The organism is Streptomyces olivochromogenes, assembly GCF_001514115.1.
GTDB lineage: Bacteria > Actinomycetota > Actinomycetes > Streptomycetales > Streptomycetaceae > Streptomyces > Streptomyces olivochromogenes.
On sequence record NZ_KQ948467.1, the window covers coordinates 122,776 to 146,405 of the forward strand.

20 protein-coding genes and 3 pseudogenes are annotated in these 23,630 nt (G+C 68.8%); 11 read left to right on the forward strand and 12 right to left on the reverse strand.

The genetic code is table 11. From position 1 onward, the window contains the following. The coding region (locus tag AQJ27_RS36125) for a PP2C family protein-serine/threonine phosphatase (protein ID WP_079065491.1) at positions 1-941 on the forward strand (941 nt) is incomplete at its 5' end. Here AQJ27_RS36125 and AQJ27_RS58010 read toward each other — a convergent pair. Then, on the reverse strand, positions 938-1,147 hold the full coding sequence (locus AQJ27_RS58010) for a hypothetical protein (protein ID WP_067378192.1): 210 nt from the start codon (positions 1,145-1,147) through the stop codon (positions 938-940). The genes AQJ27_RS36125 and AQJ27_RS58010 overlap by 4 nt on opposite strands. Positions 1,148-1,996: 849 nt before the next feature. Here AQJ27_RS58010 and AQJ27_RS36135 point away from each other — a divergent pair. After that, positions 1,997-2,446 carry a hypothetical protein gene (locus tag AQJ27_RS36135; protein ID WP_235613897.1) on the forward strand — a complete coding sequence of 150 codons (450 nt, stop codon included), beginning with the start codon at positions 1,997-1,999 and terminating at the stop codon, positions 2,444-2,446. A gap of 553 nt (positions 2,447-2,999) precedes the next feature. On the opposite strand, the gene AQJ27_RS36140 is transcribed toward AQJ27_RS36135, so the two are convergent. The 5 genes and pseudogenes from AQJ27_RS36140 to AQJ27_RS36160 all read right to left on the reverse strand — a co-directional run bounded on the left by AQJ27_RS36140 (position 3,000) and on the right by AQJ27_RS36160 (position 7,541). After that, positions 3,000-3,917, reverse strand: a complete 918-nt coding sequence (locus tag AQJ27_RS36140) for an immunity 49 family protein (RefSeq protein ID WP_201264477.1) — start codon at positions 3,915-3,917, stop codon at positions 3,000-3,002. 187 nt (positions 3,918-4,104) lie between these two features. After that, a pseudogene (locus tag AQJ27_RS36145) lies at positions 4,105-4,665 on the reverse strand (transposase); the annotation flags it as partial. Between the two features lie 371 nt (positions 4,666-5,036). Continuing rightward, the gene (locus AQJ27_RS36150) at positions 5,037-5,252 is read right to left on the reverse strand and encodes a DUF6243 family protein (RefSeq protein ID WP_201264478.1); all 216 of its coding nucleotides are present in this window, start codon (positions 5,250-5,252) and stop codon (positions 5,037-5,039) included. A 430-nt stretch (positions 5,253-5,682) separates the two neighbouring features. Then, complete coding sequence (locus AQJ27_RS36155) at positions 5,683-6,342, reverse strand: response regulator transcription factor (RefSeq protein ID WP_067378199.1); 660 nt, start codon at positions 6,340-6,342, stop codon at positions 5,683-5,685. After that, the gene (locus AQJ27_RS36160; RefSeq protein WP_235613898.1) at positions 6,342-7,541 is read right to left on the reverse strand and encodes a sensor histidine kinase; all 1,200 of its coding nucleotides are present in this window, start codon (positions 7,539-7,541) and stop codon (positions 6,342-6,344) included. Before AQJ27_RS36160 ends, AQJ27_RS36155 begins: the two co-directional genes overlap by 1 nt. Positions 7,542-7,735: 194 nt before the next feature. On the opposite strand from AQJ27_RS36160, the gene AQJ27_RS36165 reads away from it, so the two are divergent. From AQJ27_RS36165 to AQJ27_RS52885, 5 genes and pseudogenes are all read left to right on the forward strand, one after another. Further along, complete coding sequence (locus AQJ27_RS36165) at positions 7,736-8,332, forward strand: DUF308 domain-containing protein (RefSeq protein WP_067378205.1); 597 nt, start codon at positions 7,736-7,738, stop codon at positions 8,330-8,332. Between the two features lie 88 nt (positions 8,333-8,420). Next, positions 8,421-8,616, forward strand: a pseudogene (locus AQJ27_RS60920) (RHS repeat-associated core domain-containing protein); the annotation flags it as partial. 499 nt (positions 8,617-9,115) lie between these two features. Beyond that, positions 9,116-9,565, forward strand: coding sequence for a hypothetical protein (locus tag AQJ27_RS36175; protein ID WP_162489368.1), 450 nt, complete (start codon positions 9,116-9,118; stop codon positions 9,563-9,565). A 724-nt stretch (positions 9,566-10,289) separates the two neighbouring features. Then, the gene (locus tag AQJ27_RS36180; protein WP_067378213.1) at positions 10,290-12,998 is read left to right on the forward strand and encodes a SpoIIE family protein phosphatase; all 2,709 of its coding nucleotides are present in this window, start codon (positions 10,290-10,292) and stop codon (positions 12,996-12,998) included. Positions 12,999-13,077: 79 nt separating this feature from the next. After that, positions 13,078-13,416, forward strand: a complete 339-nt coding sequence (locus tag AQJ27_RS52885) for an ankyrin repeat domain-containing protein (RefSeq protein WP_159064467.1) — start codon at positions 13,078-13,080, stop codon at positions 13,414-13,416. Positions 13,417-13,431: 15 nt separating this feature from the next. Here the strand turns inward: AQJ27_RS52885 and AQJ27_RS52890 are convergent. The 4 genes and pseudogenes from AQJ27_RS52890 to AQJ27_RS36195 form a co-directional block, all read right to left on the reverse strand. Next, positions 13,432-13,811, reverse strand: a pseudogene (locus tag AQJ27_RS52890) (transposase); the annotation flags it as partial. A gap of 660 nt (positions 13,812-14,471) precedes the next feature. Then, positions 14,472-15,230, reverse strand: coding sequence for an SDR family NAD(P)-dependent oxidoreductase (locus AQJ27_RS36185; RefSeq protein ID WP_067378216.1), 759 nt, complete (start codon positions 15,228-15,230; stop codon positions 14,472-14,474). Positions 15,231-15,361: 131 nt separating this feature from the next. Further along, a complete protein-coding gene (locus AQJ27_RS36190; protein WP_067378219.1) occupies positions 15,362-16,342 on the reverse strand; it encodes an alpha/beta hydrolase in 981 nt (326 codons plus the stop codon). Between the two features lie 92 nt (positions 16,343-16,434). Beyond that, positions 16,435-16,752, reverse strand: coding sequence for a putative quinol monooxygenase (locus AQJ27_RS36195; protein WP_067378519.1), 318 nt, complete (start codon positions 16,750-16,752; stop codon positions 16,435-16,437). 197 nt (positions 16,753-16,949) lie between these two features. Here AQJ27_RS36195 and AQJ27_RS36200 point away from each other — a divergent pair, with 197 nt between their 5' ends. Then, the gene (locus AQJ27_RS36200) at positions 16,950-17,855 is read left to right on the forward strand and encodes an AraC family transcriptional regulator (protein ID WP_067378222.1); all 906 of its coding nucleotides are present in this window, start codon (positions 16,950-16,952) and stop codon (positions 17,853-17,855) included. A gap of 60 nt (positions 17,856-17,915) precedes the next feature. Here the strand turns inward: AQJ27_RS36200 and AQJ27_RS36205 are convergent, their stop codons facing one another. Then, positions 17,916-19,475 (reverse strand): FAD-dependent monooxygenase, encoded by a 1,560-nt coding sequence (locus tag AQJ27_RS36205; protein ID WP_067378224.1) that lies wholly within the window; start codon positions 19,473-19,475, stop codon positions 17,916-17,918. Positions 19,476-19,779: 304 nt separating this feature from the next. Beyond that, positions 19,780-20,736: a DUF3152 domain-containing protein gene (locus AQJ27_RS36210; protein ID WP_067378226.1), complete on the reverse strand. Its 957-nt coding sequence runs from the start codon at positions 20,734-20,736 to the stop codon at positions 19,780-19,782. Positions 20,737-20,897: 161 nt separating this feature from the next. Between AQJ27_RS36210 and AQJ27_RS36215 the strand changes: the two genes are divergently transcribed. The 3 genes from AQJ27_RS36215 to AQJ27_RS36225 are packed head-to-tail and all read left to right on the forward strand — an operon-like array spanning position 20,898 to position 23,622. Then, positions 20,898-21,596 carry a response regulator transcription factor gene (locus tag AQJ27_RS36215; protein ID WP_067378229.1) on the forward strand — a complete coding sequence of 233 codons (699 nt, stop codon included), beginning with the start codon at positions 20,898-20,900 and terminating at the stop codon, positions 21,594-21,596. Next, positions 21,593-23,101, forward strand: a complete 1,509-nt coding sequence (locus tag AQJ27_RS36220; RefSeq protein ID WP_067378232.1) for a sensor histidine kinase — start codon at positions 21,593-21,595, stop codon at positions 23,099-23,101. Before AQJ27_RS36215 ends, AQJ27_RS36220 begins: the two co-directional genes overlap by 4 nt. Then, positions 23,098-23,622, forward strand: a complete 525-nt coding sequence (locus AQJ27_RS36225; RefSeq protein WP_067378235.1) for a hypothetical protein — start codon at positions 23,098-23,100, stop codon at positions 23,620-23,622. The genes AQJ27_RS36220 and AQJ27_RS36225 overlap by 4 nt, the downstream gene beginning before the upstream one ends. The last annotated feature ends 8 nt before the right edge of the window (positions 23,623-23,630 follow it).

Here is a 23,630-nt window from a genome sequence, read left to right on the forward strand (position 1 = left end):
CCGGGGCCCTCGCGGTGGCGGCCCTGGTGCTCGTCGCCGCGTTCGAAGGCGGACTGGCCACGGCCAGCCGCATGGCGGAGATCCTCGCGCTGCTCGTCCTCTCCGCCCTGACAGTTTTCCTGCGATACGTCACGGAGCGGCGTGAACGTGCGCTGAGCCGGGCACGCTCGGTGGCGGCGACCACGCAGCGGGTTCTGCTGCGGCCTCCGCCGCGCCGGATCGGGCCGTTGCGGGTGGCGTGGCTGTATCTGTCCGCGGAGGACGAGACGGAGCTCGGGGGCGATCTCTTTGCGGTCGGCCGGGCCGGGCATGCCGCGACCCGGGTGGTGATCGGCGATGTGCGGGGCCACGGCCTGGCCGCGATCGGTGAGGCATCGCTGGTGCTGAGCGCCTTCCGCGAGGGCACCCACCGCTGTGCCACTCTGCTTGAACTGGTGGCTGCCCTTGACGACAGCGTCAGCCGCAACGTGGAAGACGTGGCAGACACCAAGCACGATCCCGGCGAGCACTTCATCACCTGCCTCGTCCTGGAGATCCCCGACGAGGGCCCGGGGGCCGAGATGGTCAACTGCGGGCATCCGCCGCCGCTGCTGGTGACCGATCAGCAGGTGATGGTTCTGCACGCCCGCCGCCCCCTGCCGCCGCTGGGCATGCGCGAACTGCCCATCGAGGCGCGCCGCACCGACCCGTTCACCTTCCAGGCCGGCGACATGCTCGTGCTCTACACCGACGGTGTCATCGAGGCCCGCTCACCGGCCAGAGCGTTCTATCCCCTCGCCGAGCGGGTGGCGTCCTTCCCCGCAGCAGGCCCCGACGATCTGCTGGACCGGATCCACCGCGACCTGCTCGCCCACATCGGCAGCCCTCCCGTCGACGACGCCGCCATCCTCGTCATCGAACACACTCCCTCGCACCACCTCCTTCGGCCCGGCACCCACTAGAAAAGCCTCACCGGCTCCCACCGGCTCCGCAGCAGCGCCATATCCCCCCGGTCGGGATCGACCCAGCGCAGTTCCCCGGTCCGGTCGTGCCGGGCCAGCAGGTCGGCCAGCTGATCGCGGCCGTTGACCGAGGTCCCGTTTCGGGTCCGCAGCAGGGCTATCGCTTCGTCGGTGCGGCCCTGACGTTCGCGGATCACGGCGAGCAAGACCGATCGCCGTGTCGGAGTCGAGGCCGTGGCAGCACCACGGCGTGTCGCAACGGTGCTCGTCCGGGATCCGGGCGGCGAGCAGTGCTGCGGCCTCCTCGTCGCGGCAGGCGCCCGCCGCGACGTCGACCAGGGCCGCAGCGAGGGTGCGGTCGTCGACGCGTGGCCGCAACAAGGCGAACGCCTCGTCGCTCCGGCCGTGCCGGGCGAGCAACCGCGCATAGGACTCCAGCGCCGACGGATGCCCGGCCTTCATACGAGATCGGGTCAGCGCGATCGCCTCGTCGGCCCGCCCCCAGCTCTCCAACAGCTCCGCCGTGGTCCTGGTGGCCGTCGTATCTCCAGCGCCTCGGCCCGCAGCTCCTGTTCACCGAGCAGCCGCGCCCACTCCCGCGCGCAGAACCACTCCCCATGGCCGGCCCAGTACCCCACCGCTTCGGCATGGCCGAGTTCGAGAAGCCGGGAGGCCAGATGCGGCGGGATACACCGGACTGCGTTCGGATCCGATAGTCAAGATCAGCAGCGTCCACAGCGACGTACCGTAGTGCCTCCGTCTGACACCCTGCCGATGCCCGGTGCAGCGCCGACGACCACGACGCCTCCCACACACCGATCGCCGGGGGGTTGCCATCGACGGCTGACTGCGATGTTGCGGTCATGAGTAAAAGTACTCATGACGCCCGCCGAGCTGCGGGAAAGGATCAGGGAATGACGACGCCAAGGAAGATGAGAGCCCGGCTCGGGGTGCTGACGTCAGCGGTGTTGGTCCTGTCGGCGACAGGGTGCGGAACGCAGCGGGCAGGGGATGCCGCCGATGCATACCAGAGTTCGCATCCAACGCCGACCGGCATGGCGACGCCGAGCACACCAGTGGACTTCACCTGTCCAGGAGAGAGCCCCGAGCCGACGGAGTCCACGGCCGCCGCCACCGGCTCAACCGAGTCGCCGGCCGACCACTACGCCGAGAACCACGGCTTCAGGGTTCCCATTCCGCTCCACGGCCAGAACCGCTGCGACGGGCTGACCGTCGTCGGACGCGTCAAGGATGCACTCGAACCGCTGCGCAGGCGTGGCGACTTCGCCCCGGACAGCGTCCGCGACGCGCTCACCGGTCTCGGCTACTCCGCCGAGAAAGTACAGGCGTACCAGAACGGGTCCGCCGGGGTCGGCTTCCTCATCGACATCGGCGTCTCTCCCTGGTGTGTGGAGGGCACGATGACCAGTGGCTCCACCAAGGCGGATGCTTTCGGCGGCTACCCCGACGGCAGCAATTGTGAGCCCCCGAGCGGCGGCCACTGACCAGAGCTTGCGATGCAGGTGTTCGGGGCCGGTCCGTCGTGAATGCCACCGAACTCCGGTTGAACGGGGTGACTTTCCCAAGTCGCCCCGAACCGTGGTGCTCACGGATTCACGACGGGACCGCGGTGGCTGTCCCGCTCGGACCCCGCCCCCCCGTAGCGCGACCGCAGTTCCCGGTTCAGGGCCTTCGTGCTCGGCCCCAGCGGCAGACTGTCGGTGATCTCCAGCCAGTAACCCCAACTACCCTCAGTTGCACCGCTCGTTTGACAGACCCCGGGTGGAGGCCTCGGCCGTGAGCCGTTGCTGGTCACGGCTGCCTCTGGCGGTGCCGGCACGAGGCGGACCAGTGCAGGAGCGTGATCCTGGTCCGGGGGCGGAGCGTGACCAGCGGCTCATCTCGGCGCTCCGGCCACGTTGAGTCCCGGAGCCGCAGACTCCGGGACTCACGTACTTCTGGGGTGGAGCGCCCGCAGCTCCGACCGCTGTCCCGGGTGTCAGGGCCCCGCGCTCCTATCCCAATCTCCGGCACCAGCCCAAGGTCTTCGTGCCTGGGCTACTGCGGGGCGCTTAGCAGCGATGCGGGCAGGTAGGCGGAGCGAACGCCCAGTTGCCAGTTGTGCACCCGGGACGCGAGCACGGCCAGCGCCACCGTCCCCACCGGCAGCAGGGTCCGGGGGGCCGGATCGGTGCCGGCGTTCTCGCGGTGCTCCACGAGCCGCTGCTCCAGGGCCTGCTCGAACGCGGCCTGGTCGTCGTCGAGCAGTACGCGCAGCAGCCGCTGGTCCGGCGTCAGTGCGCCGACGTTCTCCAGCTGCTGCGCCGCCCGGGCTCGTTCCTCGGCGCCGGGCTTGCACACCGGGTCGGTGGGCCAGTCCTTGGGCAGGTGCCCGCGCGACCTGGTCAGGTAGCCGCACAGCGCGTCCATCTCGGCGAGGTCGGCCGGATCGGATATCGACTCCCGCTTCGAGTAGGGCACTCCATCACGGATGGCGGGCGCGTAATCCTCCCGCAGCAGCAGACCGATCACCCGCTGCCACTCCCACACCAGGCCACTGGCCGCGCACAACGCGAACGCGTTGATCCAGGTCTGCGCCGTGGTCGCCGGGCGGGGCGGCTCCCACGTCTCCTCGTAGTGAAGCTCTTCGCTGGTGAGCGTCTCCTTGATGAGGGGGAGGGGCACTTCAAAGTCGCCGTTGGGGAAACAGCCCAGGGCCAGTTCCCCGAGGGCGCAATCCGCTGCGGTGAGCAGCACCGTGCGCGATCGCGGGGTCTTGAGGGCGGGATCTTCCAGGGTGTCGACTGCGGCGAGGTCGAGGAGTTCGCCGCGCAGCTCCCTCAGTCCCTGCCGCAGGGGAAGCCCACCGTGGCGCATGTCGGACCAGTAACCGATGGCCCGGCGGATCCCTCGCTGGCGGGTGTCCTCGATCCGCTGCTCGTCAACGCCGTGACGTGTCACTTCCTTGATCGTCATGTGCGTCATCCTGGCAGCCCCCACTGACACCGCAGACCGACGAGGACCGACCTCGGCAGACTCCCAGGACCGGGTGGCGGCGCACGGTGGATGCGCAGACGGTTCATGCCGAGGCCGTGCTTTGCGGCCGGGGCCGTCACGGGCGTCCGGGTCCGATTCCCCTCAGAGGTCGTTTTCTCCCGTTGTTTCATCCCGTAATCTGCGGTTTTTGAGGCTTTGCCGGGTCGCGCCAGGAGATCGTGGTCTCGCCGATGAGGCGGCGAGCCATCAGATCGGTCATGACGAGGTGAATCATGGCTTCGGAGCGTGCGGGGAGGGCTTCGTAGTCACGTGTCAGACGGCGGTGGAACATCAGCCGGCCGTATGTCCGCTCCACCGCCCAGCGTTTGGGGATTGGGGTGAATCCCCTGACCCCGGGGGTGCGTTGGACGATTTCCATGTCGATGCCGAGGTGGGCGGCGTGCTCGACAAGGTGCTGGCGGTAGCCGCCGTCGACCCAGACCTTGTGGATGCCGGGATGGACAGTGGCGACCTGGTCGAGCAGGTGGGTGCCGGCGACCGAGTCCTGCACGCTCGCGGCCGTGACCAGCACCGCGAGCAGGAGGCCGAGAGTGTCGCTCACGATGCTCCGCTTCCTGCCCACGATCTTCTTGCCCGCGTCGATGCCCTGGTCCGCGGCGTGCACGCTGGTGGAGGTCTTCACGCTCTGCGCGTCGATCACACGGGCCGACGGCCGGGCGCGCTTGCCCTAAGACGTGCCGGAAAGGCTGCCACAAGGACATGCGTGACGTTCGACGGATCCCGAGGCAGCTGCGTGACACGAGGGTGGGCGGCGAGCTCTCGCTCCCTCAGGCGCCCGCCTCAACGATGCGGGGCAGGCTTTGGCTGCGGTGTCGCCCGGGCTGGGCACGGGGAACGCGCTGAGCTGCTGGTGCAGCTCGGGGCGGTGGCAGTGACGGGGCTGCCGAATCTGCGGCTGCCCCGGGTGGTCAGCTGAGACGCGGGTGGTCGGCCGAGAGCTGAGCCGGACCGGCCGCGCCCGGTACGGCAGCAGGGCCCGGACCGCGCGTCGCGGTCCGGGCCCTGCCCCGTGCGGTGCCGCCCTACGGCGGCGCTGCGTCAGCTCTGTGCGGTGTCGTCGCCCGCCTGCCCGGCGCCCTCAGCTGCGCCTGCCTTCTCGCGCATCTTGCGCACCAGCTCCGCCTTCTGGGCGGCTGCACCCTGGCGGTCGAGGTTGCGGTGCGGACCGTTGTTCTGCCGTTCGGCGCGGGACAGCTTCTTGCGCTGGCCGCCGCCCATGCCCACGGGGTTGTTGATGTTCTTGCTCACGGTCACGGGTTCTCCCGGTAATAATTTGAAGTGATCTACGGATTCATCGGTGGGGGACGGGTGGCGACGTCGAAGGACGTCAGCAGGGGCCCGTCACGCTCTCACTCGTAAATCGGCGGCTGGAAGAACATGACAAAGACGTTACCTGCTTCCGTCGGCCCCGCACACCAACCTTTCCGCCGTCCCGGCGCCGGCCGGGCCTTCGGCGAGCGCCCGGGGTCAGCCGTTTCCTTCCGGGAATCTCAGCACCCGCCAGCACCCGCCGGTGGTCGCCACCCGCCCGGGCAAGTCCAGATGGGCGTTACTGGGCCGCCGCGGGCGTTGCTCGCGCTGCGCGACGGCGAGGTCTTCCAGGTACGTGCCCACGCCGTCCCGCCCGCCGGACTGCTCGGCATCGCCACGGCGGCCGCCTGTTTCGGGGTTCTGCTCGGCAGGCTCAGGGGTAGAGGCCGGCCCGGAAGGCGAACGAGACGAGTTGCGCTCGATCACGTGCGCCGACCTTCGTCATGGCCCGCACCGCATGCGTCTTCACGGTGAACGGCGAAACGGACATCTGGGCCGCGATCTCGTCGTTGGCGAGACCGCTCGCGACGAGAACGACCACGTCCCGCTCCCTGGGTGTCAGAGCGTCGAAGCGTCGCAGCAGTTCCTGGTCGATCACCGGGGGCGGACTGTCGGTCATATGACCGATGAGCGCGGCCGTCGCGGCGGCCGACAGCGCACCGCCACCGCCAACGACCTCGGTGATTCCGGCGACGAGTTCAGCGGGGCTCACGGTCTTGCTCAGGAAACCGTTGGCGCCCGCGCGAAGGGCGGCGAGAACGATGTCGTCCTGGTCAAAAGTGGTCAGCACGATCACCCGCATCTTTTCGGGTGGGTGCTCTTTGCGGATCCGGCGGGTGGCTTCGACACCGTCGATGCCGGGCATCCGGATGTCCATCAGGACCAGGTCGACGGGGTGCTCCCGGAGGAAGGGGACGGCCTGGAGTCCATCGGAGAGATCACCCGCAACAACGAGACTTGGGTCGAGCCGGAGCATCGCTTTGATGCCGGCCCTTATCTCGTCCTGGTCGTCGACGATCAGAATCCGCGTCATCAGACGACAGCTCCCAGGGGGCTGAACTCCGCATGGACCCGGAATCGCCCGTCGTCACTGTCGATCGTCAGCCGCCCCCTGGAGGATTCGACGCGTTCACGCATCCCCACGAGTCCGAGTCCGCTGCCCGAGCTGGAGCCGCGCAGTGAGTGACCGACGCGGTTCTCCACGGTGACGCAGATCCTGCCGTCGCGCTCGCGCACATCCACCGTTGCCGCCCCCTCTCCATGCCGGTAGGCATTCGTGAGTGCTTCCTGAACGACCCGGTAGACCGTGACGCCGACGCTGGGCTCCACGAAACCGGCGGGGATGTCGATGGAGGGATGGACGTCGAGGCCGATGCTCTCGAAAGAGGCGATAAGGCCTTCCAGGCCGCTGAGCGCCGGGGTCGGCCGGAGCGCCTCGTCGTTGGAGATGTCGTCTCCGAGGCGGAGGAGCGCGAGGATCCGTTGCGTTTCGACGACGACGGTGCGGGCGCTGGACCTGGCTGAGACGAGGGCCTGCCGGGAGGACTCGGCGTCTTCGGGCAGCCCGATCTCCGCGGCACCGAGATGCAGGCTCAGCATCGCGACCTGGTGGCCGATGACGTCGTGGAGGTCTCGGGCGATGCGGAGTCGTTCCTCGGTCACCCGTCGGGTGGCTTCGATCTCGCGGGTGGCGATGGCGCTTTCGGCCCGTTCCTCCAGGGTGCGCCAGTGCTCTCGATGGATGCGCAGCGCGGCCCCTGTCGCACCTCCTGCTATGGCTGAGAAGAGTGCGGCGGCTCCCACGATCGCGCCGCCACGGAATCCTCCCAGCGTCATGAACGCCCCCAGGAAGAACGCCGCCACGATGCCGGTTCCGACCAGCGGTTGCTGCCCCCTGAGGGTGACCGAGAACAGCACGAGCACCGCCATCATCCACACCGACAGGGGGTCGTGGCCCACCGCTGTGACGGCGAAGGAGGCCGCGCTCGTCACGACCAGTCCTGCCCACGGCCTCCACCATGAGAGGGCGACACCGCCACCGGCGAGGAGCACGGAGAGGGCCGTCGGCCAACCCGACCCTCGCAGGATCACTGCCACGATCTGGCCGGTGAACACCAGCGCGGCCACCGAATAGGCGACGAGGTGCAGCGCCTCGGGGCGGCGGACCCACAGGGGTGCCACGGGCCCGTCCTGATTGTTCTGCGCCTTGACCATGGCCTGATTCTCGTCCACGTGTGCTGCGGCCGTGTACTTCGAATGAAGTAGACGGCGAGCCCGGTACGGGCGATGGGGACGGCAGAACTCGTTCGATTCGAAGTGGATGGCAGAACTACTTCGTTCGAAGTACACGGCCCCTCCCGAGGCCGCTGACACTCCTCATCGAGGCGACCGTCTCACACCATCACGATCACAAAACGGGACACCCGATGACTCAGACCACCGTGACTTCGAGCACGACCACGACCTCGACGACGCTCTCCGGGCTCCGATCGCTCTACCTGATCCGAGTCGCCTTCTCCCTGATCTGGGTGGCACTCGTCGTCACGACCTCCGCCTCGCTCGTGTCGACGGACAAGCCCACAGTGATCGCAGCCGTGCTGCTCGTCATCTACCCCCTGTGGGACGTCATCGCCACGCTCCTCGAGCGTCGTATGGCTGGCACCGGCCCCACGGACCGCGTCGGTACCACCAACATGGCTCTCGGCCTCGCCGCCACCGCCGGGATGATCATCGCCGTCTTCTCCGCCATCGGGTCGGCCCTGCTCGTGTTCGGCATCTGGGCCCTCCTTTCCGGAGCGATCCAGCTCGTCGTGGCGATCCGACGCCGACGCACCGTCGGTGCCCAGTGGCCCATGGTCATCAGCGGCGGACTGTCCGTCCTCGCCGGTGCCTCCTTCGCTGCCATGTCCGCCTCGGCGACGAGCAGCTTGTCCACCGTCGCCGGATACTCAGCCTTCGGTGCCTTGTGGTTCCTTGTCTCTGTCATCGCCCTGAGCATCCGCAGCCGACGCGAAAAGCGTTGACCATCGCCGTCGGAGCCACCGCCTCTCCCGAAGGCGCGGCGTCTTCCGCCAACTCGGCGTCGAGCAGATCGACCAGGGCGACACCACCGCCACCCGCTACGGCTGGCTCGGCGGTAAACAGCGCTCCAGCGAGACGGTCACCGGCGCCACCCTCATGGGAGTACGCCTCTACGACCCCACCACCGGACGCTTCTTGTCCATCGACCCCGTGCCAGGCGGCTCGGCCAACGCCTACGAGTACTGCGGCGGAGACCCGATCAACCGCTACGACCTCGACGGTAGGTTCTGGGACTTCCACCTCAGCGCAGGCGCGGAACTCGCCTGGCACTACGGATGGCGCGCCTACGACGGCTACTCCCGGTGGCGAAACCGCCAGCAGGCACGCATCGTCGGAGTCGGCCTCGCTTGCATCGGGAGCCGCTACCTGGGCTATCGATGCCGCTACCGCTGCGGGATGATGCGGGTGTGCACCGGGAGCTTCGGCCTCCACGCCCGCGGCGGAACCACCCTCGGCACGACGTACTTCACCTATAACCGCGGTGAATTCACAAACAGGGCCCGGATATGTCACGAGAACCGGCACAAGTGGCAATGGATGCGGTACGGGTACCGATTCGCCTACATGTACCTCAGAGCAGGAAGCAACCCGTGCCACAATAGGTGGGAACGCCGCGCCAATTGGGGGGATGGGGGATACCTCCAGTGCTGAACCGGCCTCGTAAACGACCAGTGTGGCCCTTTGTAGTGATGGGGTCAGTACTCGGCCTGGCGGCCGTCGCCGCCGTGGGCACATGGGTGTACGGCGCCTACAGCATGTCCGACCCGGCGACGACCATCCTGGCGGGCATCCGGGTCGACGGCTCCCGCGTCTCGGTCAAGATGCCCACCTGCCCCACGGACAAAGTGGGAATGGTCGAGGTGTACGACAGCGACTCCGAAAAGCTGCTTTGGCGGGCAAGCAGCCCGAAGACCTCAGAGGGGAAGCGAGGTGTGATCACCTTGTGGAATGCAGACGATTTCCTGAAGACGTCTTCGGGAGCACAGCCGAAGACCCTGCCGGCGAACCTCGACGTCTCCGTTACGTTCGCCGGAGTCGAGGACGGCACCGGTGATGTGTTCAACGTCCGCAAGGTCAAGGCAGCGCATGTCCCCGATGGGCAGTACTGGACCCGTGACGGTTCCAGAACCGCCGTACAGATCGACGCCCAATTCAACTGCCACGACAGCAACTAAGAAGCAGGAGAAACAACTCCTATCAGGCAAGCGGGCAGCCCTGACCCGCACGGACCAAGAGGGTGCCGCGCCACGCGCGGCACCCTCTCCCGTTCTCAGATGAGCTCTCAGCCGGGTGGATCCTCGGGGAGCCCAGGTGAGCACTGAGTCGACGTCGAGCCTGAACTGCGTGATGACGTCGCCCTTCAGGGGCTCAGCGTCATCAGGTCCCGGACGGGCAAGGTCTTCCGACAGAACGGCTGGACCCGCGGCTCGGTCTCGCTGGCCCACGGTAAGGGCAACCAGAAGCCGGTACCGGTCCCGGCGCGGCGCTCCTGACCCCTCGGGCAGACGCCCCGCGCCCAGCCTTGATGCATTTCGGGCTGCGATGGAGGTCGCCCAACGATCCGGTCCCAGTGCCGCCCGACGGGGGAGGCGGGCGGCACTGGGACCGTGCGGGCTACGGTAGCGGCCCCTCCCGTAGCGTGAGCCCGTTTGTCCGGATCGCTGGGACCTCGCCTCGGAGTGGACCTCCGGCCCTGTTCACGGTGAGGTCATGGAGGAACTGGGCGAAGTGTTTCTGATGAGGGACAAAGAGGGATCCGGGTGCTCACCTGGGCCGACGGCGACATCGGGTATGACTCGTGCTCACCGTGCGTACACAGTCGGGCACGCTTCGAACCGGAACAGAGCCGCGTGTCACAAAAGGGGTGATATTGACATATCTGCGATGTTATATGGGCATATGCATCATCCGATCGGACGTATGCGGTCCTGGCGCGGGCTGCGCACCGTCGCGGGCCAGGTCTTCCTCCTGCAGGCCATGGTGATCCTGGCCCTTGCGGCAGCGGCGGTCGCCGCACTGATGCTCCAGTACCGGGCCGACGCCGAGCGCGAGGCCCGCAACCGGTCACTGGCCGTTGCCTCGGCAGTCGCCGCCTCGCCCACTGTGCGACAGGCGTTGTCGAGCCCGAATCCGACCGCCGTGCTTCAGTCGCAGGCCGAAGAAACCCGGCGACGCACCGCCGTGGACTTCGTCGTCGTGATGAGTCCCACGGGCATCCGCTACACCCATCCGAACCCCGCGCAGATCGGCCGACGCTACATCGGCAGCATCGCGGCAGCGCAGCACGGCGGGATCGTCACCGAAACGACTGCCGGGACGCTGGGCCCCTCGGTCCGCACCGTCGTTCCCGTCACCACAGGTGACGGGAGGGTCGTCGGTCTCGTCGCCGCCGGCATCACGGTCAAGCAGGTGAGTATGGCGGCTGGGCGGCAGGTGCCACTCGTCCTGGCGGCGACCGGAGTGGTGCTCTCGGCGGCCACCGGGGGAACAGCACTGATCGGCAGGCGCCTGCGCCGTCAGACACACGGCCTCGGCCCGACGCAGATGACCCGCATGTACGAGCACCACGATGCTGTTCTGCACTCGGTACGGGAAGGTGTTCTGATCGTCGATTCCCAAGGTCGTCTGTTGCTGGCCAATGACGAAGCACGGCGCCTGCTCGGGCTGAGGGTCGACGGGGACGGGCGGCCCGTCACGGATCTGGGGCTCGAACCGAAGGCCGAGCAGCTTCTCGCTTCGGGCAGGGCAACCACGGACGAGGTCATCGAGGTGGGCGACCGGCTCCTGGCCGTCAGCCAACGCCCCATGGCGCAGCAGCCCGGGCTGGGAGGCTGGGTCGCTACGCTGCGCGACACAACCGAACTCAGCACACTGATGGGCCGGGTGGAAGTAGTCCAGGAACGGCTGAAACTGCTGTACGACGCCGGCATACGCATCGGCACCACCCTCGACGTGACCCACACGGCTCAGGAACTGGCGGCGTTCGCCGTGCCCAGGTTCGCCGACTACGTCACCGTCGACCTGGTCGATGCCGTACTGCGCGGCGACGAACCGAACCCATTGCGTGCAACGGAACTACGCCGTGTCGCAGTGGACGGCATACGCAAGGATGCGCCGCTCTACCCTCCCGGTGAGCTCATCCATTTCGACCCGACAACCCCACAGGCATCCGGCTTCGGTTCCGGGCAGATCGTGCTGGAAGCCGACCTGGCAGCCTTCTCCGGCTGGCAGGTACAGGACCCCGACCGAGCTCGCAGACTGGTGGCATACGGGATCCACTCCATGATCGCTGCTCCCCTGCGAGCCCGCGGAGTGATTCTCGGAATAGCGACGTTCTGGCGTTCGAAGGAGCCGACATCGTTTACTCAGGAAGACCTCTCGCTCGCAGAGGAACTGGTTGCCCGCGCGGCGGTGAGTATCGAGAACGCCCGTCGCTTCACCCGCGAGCACACCACGGCGGTCACGCTGCAACGCAGCCTGCTGCCGCACGCTCTCCCCGAGCAGAGCGCGGTCGACGTGGCCCACCGCTATCTTCCGGCAGAGGCAGGACTCGGTGGTGTCGGCGGCGACTGGTTCGACGTCATACCCCTCTCCGGAGCCCGCGTCGCCATCGTGGTGGGCGACGTTGTGGGGCACGGACTGCACGCCGCCGCCACCATGGGACAACTGCGCACCGCCGTCCACAACTTCTCCACGCTCGACCTGCCACCTGACGAACTGCTCTGGCACCTGGACGAACTTGTCACCCGCATCGACCAGGACCGGGACGGCGACGGTGAAACACCGACACTCACGGGCGCCACCTGCCTGTACGCGATCTACGACCCGATCTCCCGTCTCTGCACCATGGCCAGGGCGGGCCACCTGGAACCCATCATCGTGCGCCCGGACGGGCATGCGGACCTGCCAGGCGTACCGGCCGGCCCGCCGCTGGGGCTGGGAGGACTGCCCTACGAAAAGACGGAGGTACTGCTGCCCGAGGGCAGCGCCATCGTCCTCTACACCGACGGCCTGATCGAAGACCGGCAGCGTGACATCGATCAAGGCATCGAGCGCCTGCGTCGCGCTGTTGCACACGCCGGGCAAACGCCGGACCAGGTATGCCGGGCAGCGATGGATGCCATGGTCCGCGTAGCGCCACACGACGACGTAGCCCTGATTGTCGCCAGCACTCGACTGCTCGACGGCGATCGCACCGCGTTCTGGGACGTACCGTCCGACCCCTCAGCCGTTGCCGGCGTGCGTGCTGCCGCCGCCCGGCTCCTGGACGAGTGGGATATGAAAGAGGAAGCGTTCACCCTGGAGCTGATCCTCAGCGAACTGGTCACCAATGCCATCCGGCACGCAACCGGCCCCATCGGTGTGCGCTTGATTCGCGACCGCAGCCTCATCTGCGAGGTCTCCGACGGCAGCAGCGTCTCACCGCACCTGCGCCGAGCCACCACCATGGACGAAGGCGGCCGGGGCCTCTTCCTGGTAGCCCAGTTCGCCGACCGCTGGGGTACTCGCTACACATCCGGCGGAAAGGTCATCTGGACGGAACAGCAGCTCTCCGCAACGGACCAGCCCACCGGACAAGCCCCGCCCAACCCCCCACCGCCCGCCTGATCCGGCCCCGCCTCGCGACTGCCCGCGACCTCCTCTGTGGACCGGTGGGTGCCCCTATGTCCTTCGTCAAGCTGTCGTGATGACGGCTGGCATGACGGATGAGGTTCAGGGCTTGGGTCGTGGGAGCCGCCGGGGGCGGCCGCCGCTGCACTTCGCGGCGGATGAGCAGGATGCCGCGGCTGTCGGCTCTCTCCTGGCGGCGGGTGCGGAAGTGGATGCCCCCGACGAGCAGGGCAATACGCCTTTGTGGCTGGCGGTGTTCACATATCGAAGTGATGGCGCGGTGCTGTCGCTGCTGGTCAATGCCGGAGCCGATCCGGACATGGACAACCTTCCTGGCGTGAGCCCGCGGCGCCTTGCCGGCTGGCGTATTCGTTCAGATGTCGCGGTGCATCTCGGGGATCGTCCCGTCTCGTAGTGCAGTTTCCGCAGGTCACGCGACTTTCGAGGACTGCGGCTCATAGAAGGTTCCGTCGCGGAGCATGGCGAAGAGGACATCGGCTCGGCGTCGGGCGAGGCAGAGCAGGGCCTGGGTGTGGCGCTTGCCCTGGCTGATCTTCTTGTCGTAGTAGGCCCGGGATGCGGGGTCGCCCAGGGCGGCGAACGCGGAAAGAAAGCCCGTTTGAGCTGCTTGTTTCCTCTTCGGGAAGGTTGTTCGCCGCGGATCGAGGAGCCCGAGCTCCGGGTCGCTGGGGCGAGGCCTGCGTAGGCGGCGAGGCGGCCGGCGGTCGGGAAGGTGTTGCCGTCGCCGACCTCGATGAGGATCCTGGCTCCGGTCCTGACGCCGACTCCGGGCGCTGCGCGAAGCTTCGGGACCGGCCGGCCTGGCATCCGAGGACAAAAAGGGCCGGGACCCCGGTTGCCGAGCCAGTCGTAGACGAAGGACTGGCGGTAGGCGGACTGTAGGTAGGCGTACGCGGTCTTCCCAATCGACCGATAGGGCTGGGAGACCCACTTGTTGCCGTGGCGGGTGAGGTAGTCGCCGGAGATCGAGCTCGGTCCCCACCGCGCACCCGCTCCACCGCGTCGAACTCGTCCTGCATGTCCTCGATCTGGAGGGCTCGTCCGGGCTGCGGGCGCCGCCGCGGCATGGGCAGGCTCCACCCGTGTTGGCCGATCCGTCCCGCCACGTAGCCGCCCGGTGCGGCGACGCTCTCCGCGTCGGCGGTCCGCAGAAGCCGCAGCACGGGCTCCCAGGTCGCGAAGTCATGTATCGAGGGCAACGGCGGCCTCCTGTCGCTCTGGTGAACTGGCCTCGCGCTTTCGCGAGTACGGGCGGCCGGTGTCTGATGGTTGGTCAAAGAGCCGAGGAGCGCCGCTGACCTGGGACGCGGGGACCCTTCCAGGGCCCCGCTCGGCGCCGGGAAAACCGCACTCCTCAGGTGGGGGAGCGTATCGGGTGCTCCTCGCGTGTGTGTGCTGCGGGCGACGGCAACTGCGTCGCGACGCAGGCCGTCGTCGTGTTGCTCATGGCTACAAGTTGTAGCCTCCCGACACCTCGATGTTCTGAGCGGTGACCCAGCGGCTCTCCTCGGAGAGCAGGGCGGCGATCATCATGCCGATGTCATCGGGTTCGCCGACCCGGCCGAGAGCGGTCTTCGCCGCGAGGGCCGGGATGACTTCGGGAAACCGCTCGAAGGCGTCGTCGGCGATCCGGGTGCGCGTCGAGCCCGGCGAAATGGAATTGACGCGGATGCCTCGCGTGCTGAACTCCTTGGCCATGTAACGGCTCAGCACGTTGAGGCCGCCCTTCATCGACGCGTACGCCGAGTAGCCCGGTTCCAGGCCGGACCCCATCGCCGAATTGCTGCTCGTGTTGACGATGGCCCCACCGTCTTCCATCAGTGGCAGCAGGCATTGCGTCAGGAAATACGGGCCCTTGAGCAGAACCCGCATCAGCCTGTCGAACGTCTCCTCGGTCGTGTCCTCGATCAGCGACGTGTGTGCGAAGCCGGCGTTGTTGACCAGGTAGTCGAACGTGTCACGCTGCCAGGTGTCGCGCAACACGTCGACCACGGACCGCCGGAAGGCCGGGAAGTCGCCGGTCTCACCGACGTCCAGCGGCAGCGCGACGGCAGTGCCGCCGTCCTTCTCGATCGCGGCCGCCGTCTCCAACCCTCCCTGGGCATTGTTGCCGTAGGTCAGAATGACTCCGGTTCCTCGCTTCGCGATCTGGATCGCCGCGCTCTGCCCGATACCGGAGCTGGCGCCAGTGATGATTGCTACCTTCATGATGGTTCTCCTGAGGTGTGGTCGAGCGTCTACCGAGGCCCGGCCCGGGCATCGGCAACACGGGCACGGGTCTCACATGGGAAATGCCGTGACTGGCCCGGTAGTCAGCCGGGGTGGCTTCGCCGGCTTCGCTATGCGACAGAGGTAGCGGCAGCGGATGGGGACAGGACTCGGGCGAGCCAGTCGTTGCGGGTGCGGCGGGCCTCGGCCGAGACACGCGCCTGCGGGTACAGGGCGTCGAACCCGTGGAAGCCTCCCGCCCAGACATGGAGTTCCGCCTGGCCGCCGGCCGCCCAGATCCGGGTGGCGTAGGCGACATCCTCGTCGCGGAAGACCTCGGCCGAGCCGGCGTCGACGTAGGTGGTCGGCAGGCCCGAGAGGTCGTCGGCCACCGCGGGTGAGACATAGCCGGGCACCCGCTCGCCCCGGAGGTCGCCGAGCACCGAGCGCCAGCCGAACTCGTTCATCTCACGGGTCCAGACACCGGGATCGCCGGAGTACTGCAGGCTCGAGGTGGTGGTGTTGCGGTGGTCGAGCATGGGGCAGATGAGCACCTGGGCGGCGATCGGCAGGGTGCCGCCGTCGCGCGCCATCAGGGTGACCCCGGCGGCGAGGCCACCGCCGGCGCTGGCGCCCGCCACGACGATGCGGGCGGGGTCGATGCCCAACTCGTCGGCGTGCTCGGCGATCCACAGCAGCCCCTGATAGCAGTCGTCGACCAGAGTCGTGCCGCCGACTTCGGGTGCCAACCGGTAGTCCACGGAGACCACGACGGCACCGAACAGGTCGAGCCACTCCAGAGGGATGTCTATCTGCGAGAAGCGATCTCCCATGACCATCCCACCGCCGTGTATCCAGAAGACGCACGGCGCCCCCGTGGTGTGTGCGGTCCCGGAGGGGCTGAAGACCGACAGGGGAATCCGCGCACCGTCCTCGCCCGACACGGTGACCTCGCGCCGGTCGACCGAGCGGCCTTCGAGAAGGGGCTCGACCGGTGTCGACGGGAGCAGACGCAACTGCGCGAGCAGTTCGGGGCCGAGGTGGGTCATGAGCGGCATGTCGGCGAGCAGCGTACTCAGTTCGGGGTCCAGGGCGGGTCGTGTCGGAGTCACGGTGACTACCTTTCGTCGGGTCGTACGGATGGTCGGGGGTGGAGGGCGCCTGCCCACCTGCGTGAGGAAGGGCCAGGGATCCAACAGCGGCCTCAGAAGGCGGCCTTGCCGCGAACCGGTACGTAGTCGGTGTACTCGGGGTCCTTCGCCAGCAGCCCGTCGAACCGCTTCACGATGGCCTGAGCGGCTTCGCCGGCGAAGACCCGGCGGTGGTCCTCCTCGCTGGTCCAGCCCTCGGTGACATGGACGACGTCAGGGTGGGACGCCGAACGGCAGACGAGATAGACGAGGCAGTGTTCACTCGTGCCGGGGTTGCCGTCGCTCAGGCCGGTCAGCAGCAGGTCGGCCAGCTGGTCGCCCATTCCGGGCATGGCGGTCAGGGTGGCGTTGAATCCGTGATTGACGATCATGACTACCTTCTTCTGCGACGGACGGATCGTGGAGGTGCGCTGGTCCTGGAGCAGAAGGCCTTGTGGTCCTCCGCTGGACTCCAGTGACTCCATTCAAGCGGCCTGACCTGCAGAAACGGTAGAACGATGCTGTCGGCTCCTTGCACAATCCTCTTCCGCACAGGAGTCCGCGACAGGGCGTGTGCTGCAATGAAGGCATGTACCTCGAAGAGCTCCGCACCTTGCTGGCTCGACACGCGCGGCCGGAGTGGACCACCGCCATCGACGGCGTCCTCATCTCGAAGGTCGAGCGGTCCGACCCGCCGGCGCCGTCGATGACCGGCACGGTGCTGGCGGTGATCGCACAGGGCGCCAAACGCCTCGCGCTGGGCGACCGGGTGTACGAGTACCGCGCTGGGCAGTACCTCGTCGCGTCGGTGGACCTGCCTGTCACCGGCCAGTTCACCGACGCCGACCCGGAGCACCCGGCACTGGGTTTCGGACTCACGCTGGAACCGGCCGCCGTCGCCGAACTGCTGCTGCAGGCCGGGTCCGGAGATGCCCCTCGCGCAGGCGGCAGCGCCTTGCCGGGCATCGCCGTCAGTGACGCTCCGGATCCGCTGCTCGACGCGGTGGTCCGGCTGCTGCGCCTGCTCGATGAACCCCGCGACCGGACGGTGCTCGCGCCGCTGGTCAAGCGCGAGATCCTGTGGCGGCTGATCACCGGCGAACAGGGCGGTATCGTGCGCCAGCTCGGCCTCGCCGACAGCAGCCTCAGTCACGTCGCGCGGGCGGTGCGGTGGATCCGCGAGCACTACGCGCAGCCGTTCAAGGTCGAGGACGTGGCGCAGTTGTCCGGCATGAGCGTCTCCGCCTTCTACCGCAACTTCCAGGCGGTGACCGCGATGAGCCCCATCCAGTTCCAGAAACAGATCCGGCTGCAGGAGGCCCGACTCCTGCTCGCCACCCACCCCAACGACGTCACCGCGGTCGGCCACCGCGTCGGCTACGACAGCGCGTCACAGTTCAGCAGGGAATACCGGCGCCAGTTCGGCGCACCCCCCAGCCAGGACGCCACCCGTCTGCGGCACACCATGCATACCACCGCGGGCGCTCTTCCCTGACACGCCGACACGCCGACACGACGCGAGCCGGCGCAGGATCGATCACGGGCACTGCCGTGTTCACGGCGTGCCGAACCAGCGGACCAGTGCGTCCCGCAGCGTGAGTACGGCGGTGTCGGCGGGTTCGTCGGTGGTCGCGGCCCAGGCGATGTGGGCGTCCGGGCGGATCAGGAGCGCGTCGGCCGGTCGGTGATCGGTTTTGGCGGTGTGGATCTCGATGCGGTGCTGCCAGGCTCGGGCGGTCTCGCGGAGGTCCGAGCGGTCGGCGAGGTCGAGGAGGACGGGCCGTGCGGTGTGCATGAGTTCCGCGACGCTGGTTGTGCCCTGGTCGGTGTGCAGGGTGAGGTCGGGTGCGAAGGTGCCGGTCAAGGAGTGTTGGTTGGCGTCGGGTAGCGGGTAGCGGATGTCGGTGCCGGCGATGAGGGCTCCCAGGCGGCGCAATGGCTGCTCGTCGACGAGCAGTTCAAGGAAGACCTCTCGAAGCGCTTCGGCGGCTGAGTCGTGTCCGCGCCGCAGTGCCACCTGGGCTTGGGTCTGGAGCAGCGTACGTGCGCCGGCGAAGTGGCGTTCGTGGTGATACGTGTCCAGCAGGTCGGCCGGTGCCCAGCCATCGATGTCGGCGGCGAGCTTCCAGGCGAGGTTGACGGTGTCGAGCATGCCGGCGTTGAGGCCCACGCCCGTGGAGGGGAACAGATGAGCCGCGTCGCCGGCCAACAGGATCCGCCCGTCGCGGTAGCGCTGCGCCTGCCGAGCCTGAAACCGGTAGCGCGACAGCCGAAACGGCTCTCCCAAGGGGAGGTTCACCCCCAGCACGCGGCGAATGCTGTCCTGTAGTTCGGTCAGGGTCATCGGGGCGTCGTCGTCGACTCCGGTGGACTCGACTCCGATGGACCCGTCTTCGGAGGACTCGTCTTCGGTGGTGGAGACCATCACAACCTCGGGAGTGAGCCACCCGAACCCGAAGACGCCGCGGTCTGTCCGGCTGAAGGAACCCGCCCGGATCCTGCCCAGCCCGGGAACGTCGAGGTCACCGTTGTCGAGCCGGGTCACCGAATCGGGCAGGGCGAGCTGGCCCAGCCGGTTGACCTCAGGATGGGTGGTGCCGGGGAACGGGATACCGGTCAGTTCTCGGACCCGGCTGCGCGGGCCGTCGCAGCCCACCAGGTATCGGGCGGTCACCCGGTACGGCCCGTCCGGCCCGCGCACGTCCGCGGTCACCGTGGCGTCGTCCTGGCCGACCCCGACCATCTCGTGTCCGCGGCGTACGTCGGCGCCGAGTTCGCGGGCGCGTTCGTCGAGCAGGCGCTCCAGTCGCGGTTGCGGGAGCGGCAGCCCCCGCAGCGGGGGATCTGCCAAGGGCGAGAAGTCCACATGCACACCGCCGAACGGGTACCGGGGAGCCGGGTGTACGAGGCCGGTGCCGGCGGCTTCGAACCGGTCCAGCAGGCCCCGGTAGCGCAGCAGTTGCAGGATCTGCCCGCCGAGACCGTTGGCCTTCGGGGTCTCTCCGGGTCGCGGCTGCCGCTCCAGAACCAGCGGTCGCACGCCGGCCAGGCGCAGTTCACCGGCCAGCATCAGGCCGGTCGGGCCGGCACCCACGATGATCACGTCGGCGTCCATCACCGGCCCCTCCCCGCGCGGTCTTCCGTCGCGTCCCCGCGCGACCCGGTCGTCGACAACAACACGCGCACTTCGCTACTCCCGTTTCCGCAGGTTGTGGCCTCGGCCGAGGATTCTGCGGCACGACCGGGGTCTTGCCGCAAGCCCCCCGGTCCGCTATATGTTGAGACTGGAGGAGAGCCGGTACTTCCTTCCCGCCATGGTCCGTTGTGGAGGACCACCTCCTCGCGAAGCGGCGCCGCACACGCCGGTGGTCGGCCCAGGAAGATCCCCCGAGCGACGCCACAGCCGCGAGGGCGGCCGGTCAGGGCACGGCAGGTCCCGTGACGAGTCGGCCCTCTCTGTCGTACGGCCAGACGTTGGGGACGCAGCCGTGCATGCCCTTGATCTGCTGCATCATCACGGGGGCGGGCTTGCCCGCGCCGGGGCAGGTCACGTGGTTGTGGCCGAGGAAGTGGCCGACCTCGTGGTTGACGATCAGCGCCCGGTAGGCGGCCACGTCGTGCGCGTACACCGGAGTCGCCAGCAGCCACCGTCTGAGGTTGACCACGACGTCCTTGCCCACGCTGCAGTTGACCTCACCGCCGGTGTCGAGTCCGTACCGGCCGCATATCTTGTCCACCGTTCCCGGTGTGGCGAGCCGTACGACGAAGTCGGGCGTGCCGCCGGTGACACGCCGGAACGCGCTCTCGCCGTCGGCCGTCCAGCCGCGCGGGTCGGCGAGTATGCCCTCCACCTGCTTGGCGACGTCGGCGGCCGACTGCTTGAGGCCGTCCTCGACGACGACCTCGTAGCGCAGCAGCCGGCTGCCCCGCCCCACGGTCCCGCTCCCACCGCCCGCGGTGGAGAACGTGCCGGGGCCCGAGGACGGGACGGAGTCCGGGGAGGAGGCCGGTGCGGAGGACCCCGAGGACGGCTTGCCCATCCCGCTGGTCCTGGCGCCGGGTTCCTTGCTGTGCTCGGCGCCGGCCGTCGTACTGCTCGGCTTCGCCGACCGGTCCGGTGTCGTCGAGGGCTCGTCCGGCGCCGACCGGGAGGGCCGCGCGACGGCAGCGGGCCGGTCGTCGCTTCCGGAGGCCGTGGGCGTCCGGTTGATGGCGAGGGCGGCGACGGAGACGAGAACGGCGAACGCGGCGACGCCCCCCAGCAGAGGTCCCTTCCCCTTCCGGCCGCGCCCGTCGGCGTGCGCGGGGCCGCCGCGACGACGATGGGATCGCGGGGGCGGGGGCGGGGGCGTCGCACGGTGGGCGGTCGTGGTCATGGCCGTCAAGGCTGCGCACACGATGTGATGGGACCTGGATCGGAAGATAACGAGAACGTAACGCCCGATCGTGGGTGGGGCTATGTGATCGTCCCGTAACAGTTCCCCGGCCGGACGCGGTCTCCGCGTCAAGTCCCTTGATCCGTACGGATACTGAGTGCATGCCACGTGTCCTGCTCATCGAAGACGACCGCGCCGTACGGGAGGGCGTCCTGCTCGCGCTGAGCCGCCAGGGACACGACGTCGCCGCCGTGGGGACCGGCGAGGACGGGCTGGCCCAGCTGCGGTCCTTCCGACCGGACGTCGTCGTGCTCGATCTCATGCTCCCCGGCCTGAGCGGTCTCGAGGTGTGCCGCCGGATCCGGACAGAGGACCAGGTGCCGATCATCATGGCGACCGCCCGGGGCGACGACACGGACATCGTGGTCGGTCTCGAAGCCGGAGCGGACGACTATGTCGTGAAGCCGGTGCAGGCACGCGTCCTGGAAGCCCGCATACGTGCCGTCCTGCGCCGGGTCGGCGGAGCGCCCGCCGACGGTGGCATACCGAAGATCGAGGCCCACGGGGAGAACGGCGAACTGGCCATCGACCGATCCGGGTTGGCCGTCACCCGGCAGGGTGTGCCGGTCTCCCTCGCCCCTTCCGAACTGCGGCTCCTGCTGACGCTCTCGGCCTCGCCCGGCCAGGTGTTCTCCCGGCAGCAGTTGCTGGAGGCGGTCTGGGAGCACAGCTACCACGGCGACTCGCGGCTGGTGGACGCCTGCGTCAAGCGGCTGCGCACCAAGATGGGCGAGCCGGCGGGCCAACCGCGCTACATCCAGACCGTGCGCGGTTTCGGCTACCGGTTCCAGTCCCGGTGAAACCACCGCTGCGCGGCCTGCGCGGCCGACTGCTCGTGGCGTTCGTGCTCGTCGCCGCCGTCGCCACCCTGACCACAGGCGCCCTGACCTTCCGGGAGGCCCGCACCGGGGTGCTCCAGCAGAGCCAGGACAACGTGATCAAACGCCTGCGGTATCACGTCAACGCCCTGGCGGCAGGCGTCAGTTACCCCCCGACCGGGCCCGACCTGGAGTGGATCGCCACTGAGGTGGCCCGCGCGGAACCTGCGCAGAACTGGCGCGTACTGGCCACCTATCGCGAACTGCGGGCCACTTCCACACCACAGGACAGGTTCACCGAACTGACACCCGCCATGCGGTCGGCCGTGAGCTCCCGCCGGGCCGCCGTCTTCCAGCGGGTGTCGACGCCCGGCGGCTCCTCGCTCGTCGTCGGCCTGCCGGTCACCTTCGAGACCCCCAGCGAACACCCGGCCTCCGGGGTCGCAGTCTTCCTGACCGTGCCGCAGACCGGTGAACAGGGTTACGTCGACGCCCTGGTCGCCGCCATCGGTCGCGCCGTCCTGCCCGCCCTGGGCCTGGCCGTCCTGCTCGCCCTGCTGGCCGCCCGGGGCGTGCTGCGTCCGGTACGGGAGTTGCGCCGCGCCACTCGCAGGATCGCCGAGGGTCACCTGGACACCCGGCTCGCCATCAACGGCTCCGACGAACTCGCCGACCTTTCCCACACCTTCAACGAGACCGCGGCCGCGTTGGAGGGGTCCGTGGCCGAACTGCGCCGCATGGAGGCCCGCGCCCGCCGTTTCGTCGCGGACGTGTCGCACGAGCTGCGCACCCCGCTGGCCGCGATGTCGGCGGTCACCGACGTCCTCGACGAGGACGCGGCCGGGCTGACCCCGGACACCGCCACGGCCGTACGGCTCATCAGCGAGGAAACCGTGAAGCTGGCCCGCCTGGTGGACGACCTGATGGAGATCTCCCGCTTCGACGCGGGCGCGGCGGCCCTGCAACTGGACGACATCGACCTCGCCGAGTCCCTCCGCCGCACCCTCGCCGCCCGCGCCTGGCTGGACACGGTGGACGTCCTGCTCCCCGAGCTCGGCGAACTGCGCGGCCGGGTCGACCCGCGCCGCCTCGACGTGGTCGTCGCGAACCTGGTCGGCAACGCGCTCCGCCACGGCGCACGCCCGGTACAACTGCTCCTGTACGCACGGGAGTCGCCGGACCCGGACGGCACGGGGGAGTCGCCGGACGCGGACGGCACGGGGTGGGCGGTCATCGAGGTGCGGGACAGCGGTCCGGGCATCCCCGCCGACGTCCTGCCGCACGTCTTCGACCGTTTCTACAAGTCGGACACCGCCCGGACCAGAACGGAGGGCAGTGGACTCGGGCTCTCGATCACGGCCGAGAACGTCCATCTGCACGGTGGCACGGTCCGGGCGGCGAACCGCGCGGAGGGCGGCGCCGTGTTCACGGTCTGGATCCCCCTGGGACGGTCCCCGGGACAGCCTCTGGAACGGGAGGGTTCATGAGCCGCACGCGCCGGTCGTCGCGGACCGCGCTGCTGCTCGCGACCGCCTTCCTGCTCTCCTCCTGCGGCATCCCCGAGACCGGCGTCGTGGAGGCCGGAGAACCCGCCACCGGCATCCGGCCGACCCATGTCCTCTACTTCGTCGGCGAGGGCACCCTGCTTGCCGTACGCCGCCATGTCTTCGGCCAGGGCGGCATCGAGACGGCGGTGGCGATGCTGTTCCAGGGCCCGGACGCACAGGAACGCCGTAAGGGCATGACCACCGAGCTTCCGCCGATGAGGGACGCCCCAACGGTCCGGACGGACGGCGGACGGCTGTCGATCGAACTGCCGGACCGGACTGATCCACTGACCGGGACAGCACTCGCCCAGCTGGTCTGCACGGCCGCCGGCGCCCGCCTCGTCGAGACCCCGGACGCCGACACCGCATCGACGCGCATGACCGTGACCGTCACGGGGCCCGGCGGCTGGCGCGCCGAAGGCTCCAGCGCGACGTGCCCATCCATGACGGGGGCCGGCTGAATGTCGGG

What these genes read in the sequence shown, in the direction of transcription:
- AQJ27_RS36185 (WP_067378216.1), bottom strand. Translation starts at nt 15,230, where the DNA reads ATGAAGGTAGCAATCATCACTGGCGCCAGCTCCGGTATCGGGCAGAGC.
- AQJ27_RS36140 (WP_201264477.1), bottom strand. Translation starts at nt 3,917, where the DNA reads ATGACGATCAAGGAAGTGACACGTCACGGCGTTGACGAGCAGCGGATC.
- AQJ27_RS36210 (WP_067378226.1), bottom strand. Translation starts at nt 20,736, where the DNA reads ATGACCACGACCGCCCACCGTGCGACGCCCCCGCCCCCGCCCCCGCGA.
- AQJ27_RS36165 (WP_067378205.1), top strand. Translation starts at nt 7,736, where the DNA reads ATGACTCAGACCACCGTGACTTCGAGCACGACCACGACCTCGACGACG.
- AQJ27_RS36155 (WP_067378199.1), bottom strand. Translation starts at nt 6,342, where the DNA reads ATGACGCGGATTCTGATCGTCGACGACCAGGACGAGATAAGGGCCGGC.
- AQJ27_RS36135 (WP_235613897.1), top strand. Translation starts at nt 1,997, where the DNA reads ATGGCGACGCCGAGCACACCAGTGGACTTCACCTGTCCAGGAGAGAGC.
- AQJ27_RS36180 (WP_067378213.1), top strand. Translation starts at nt 10,290, where the DNA reads ATGCATCATCCGATCGGACGTATGCGGTCCTGGCGCGGGCTGCGCACC.
- AQJ27_RS36215 (WP_067378229.1), top strand. Translation starts at nt 20,898, where the DNA reads ATGCCACGTGTCCTGCTCATCGAAGACGACCGCGCCGTACGGGAGGGC.
- AQJ27_RS36225 (WP_067378235.1), top strand. Translation starts at nt 23,098, where the DNA reads ATGAGCCGCACGCGCCGGTCGTCGCGGACCGCGCTGCTGCTCGCGACC.
- AQJ27_RS36205 (WP_067378224.1), bottom strand. Translation starts at nt 19,475, where the DNA reads ATGGACGCCGACGTGATCATCGTGGGTGCCGGCCCGACCGGCCTGATG.
- AQJ27_RS52885 (WP_159064467.1), top strand. Translation starts at nt 13,078, where the DNA reads ATGACGGCTGGCATGACGGATGAGGTTCAGGGCTTGGGTCGTGGGAGC.
- AQJ27_RS36195 (WP_067378519.1), bottom strand. Translation starts at nt 16,752, where the DNA reads ATGATCGTCAATCACGGATTCAACGCCACCCTGACCGCCATGCCCGGA.
- AQJ27_RS36200 (WP_067378222.1), top strand. Translation starts at nt 16,950, where the DNA reads ATGTACCTCGAAGAGCTCCGCACCTTGCTGGCTCGACACGCGCGGCCG.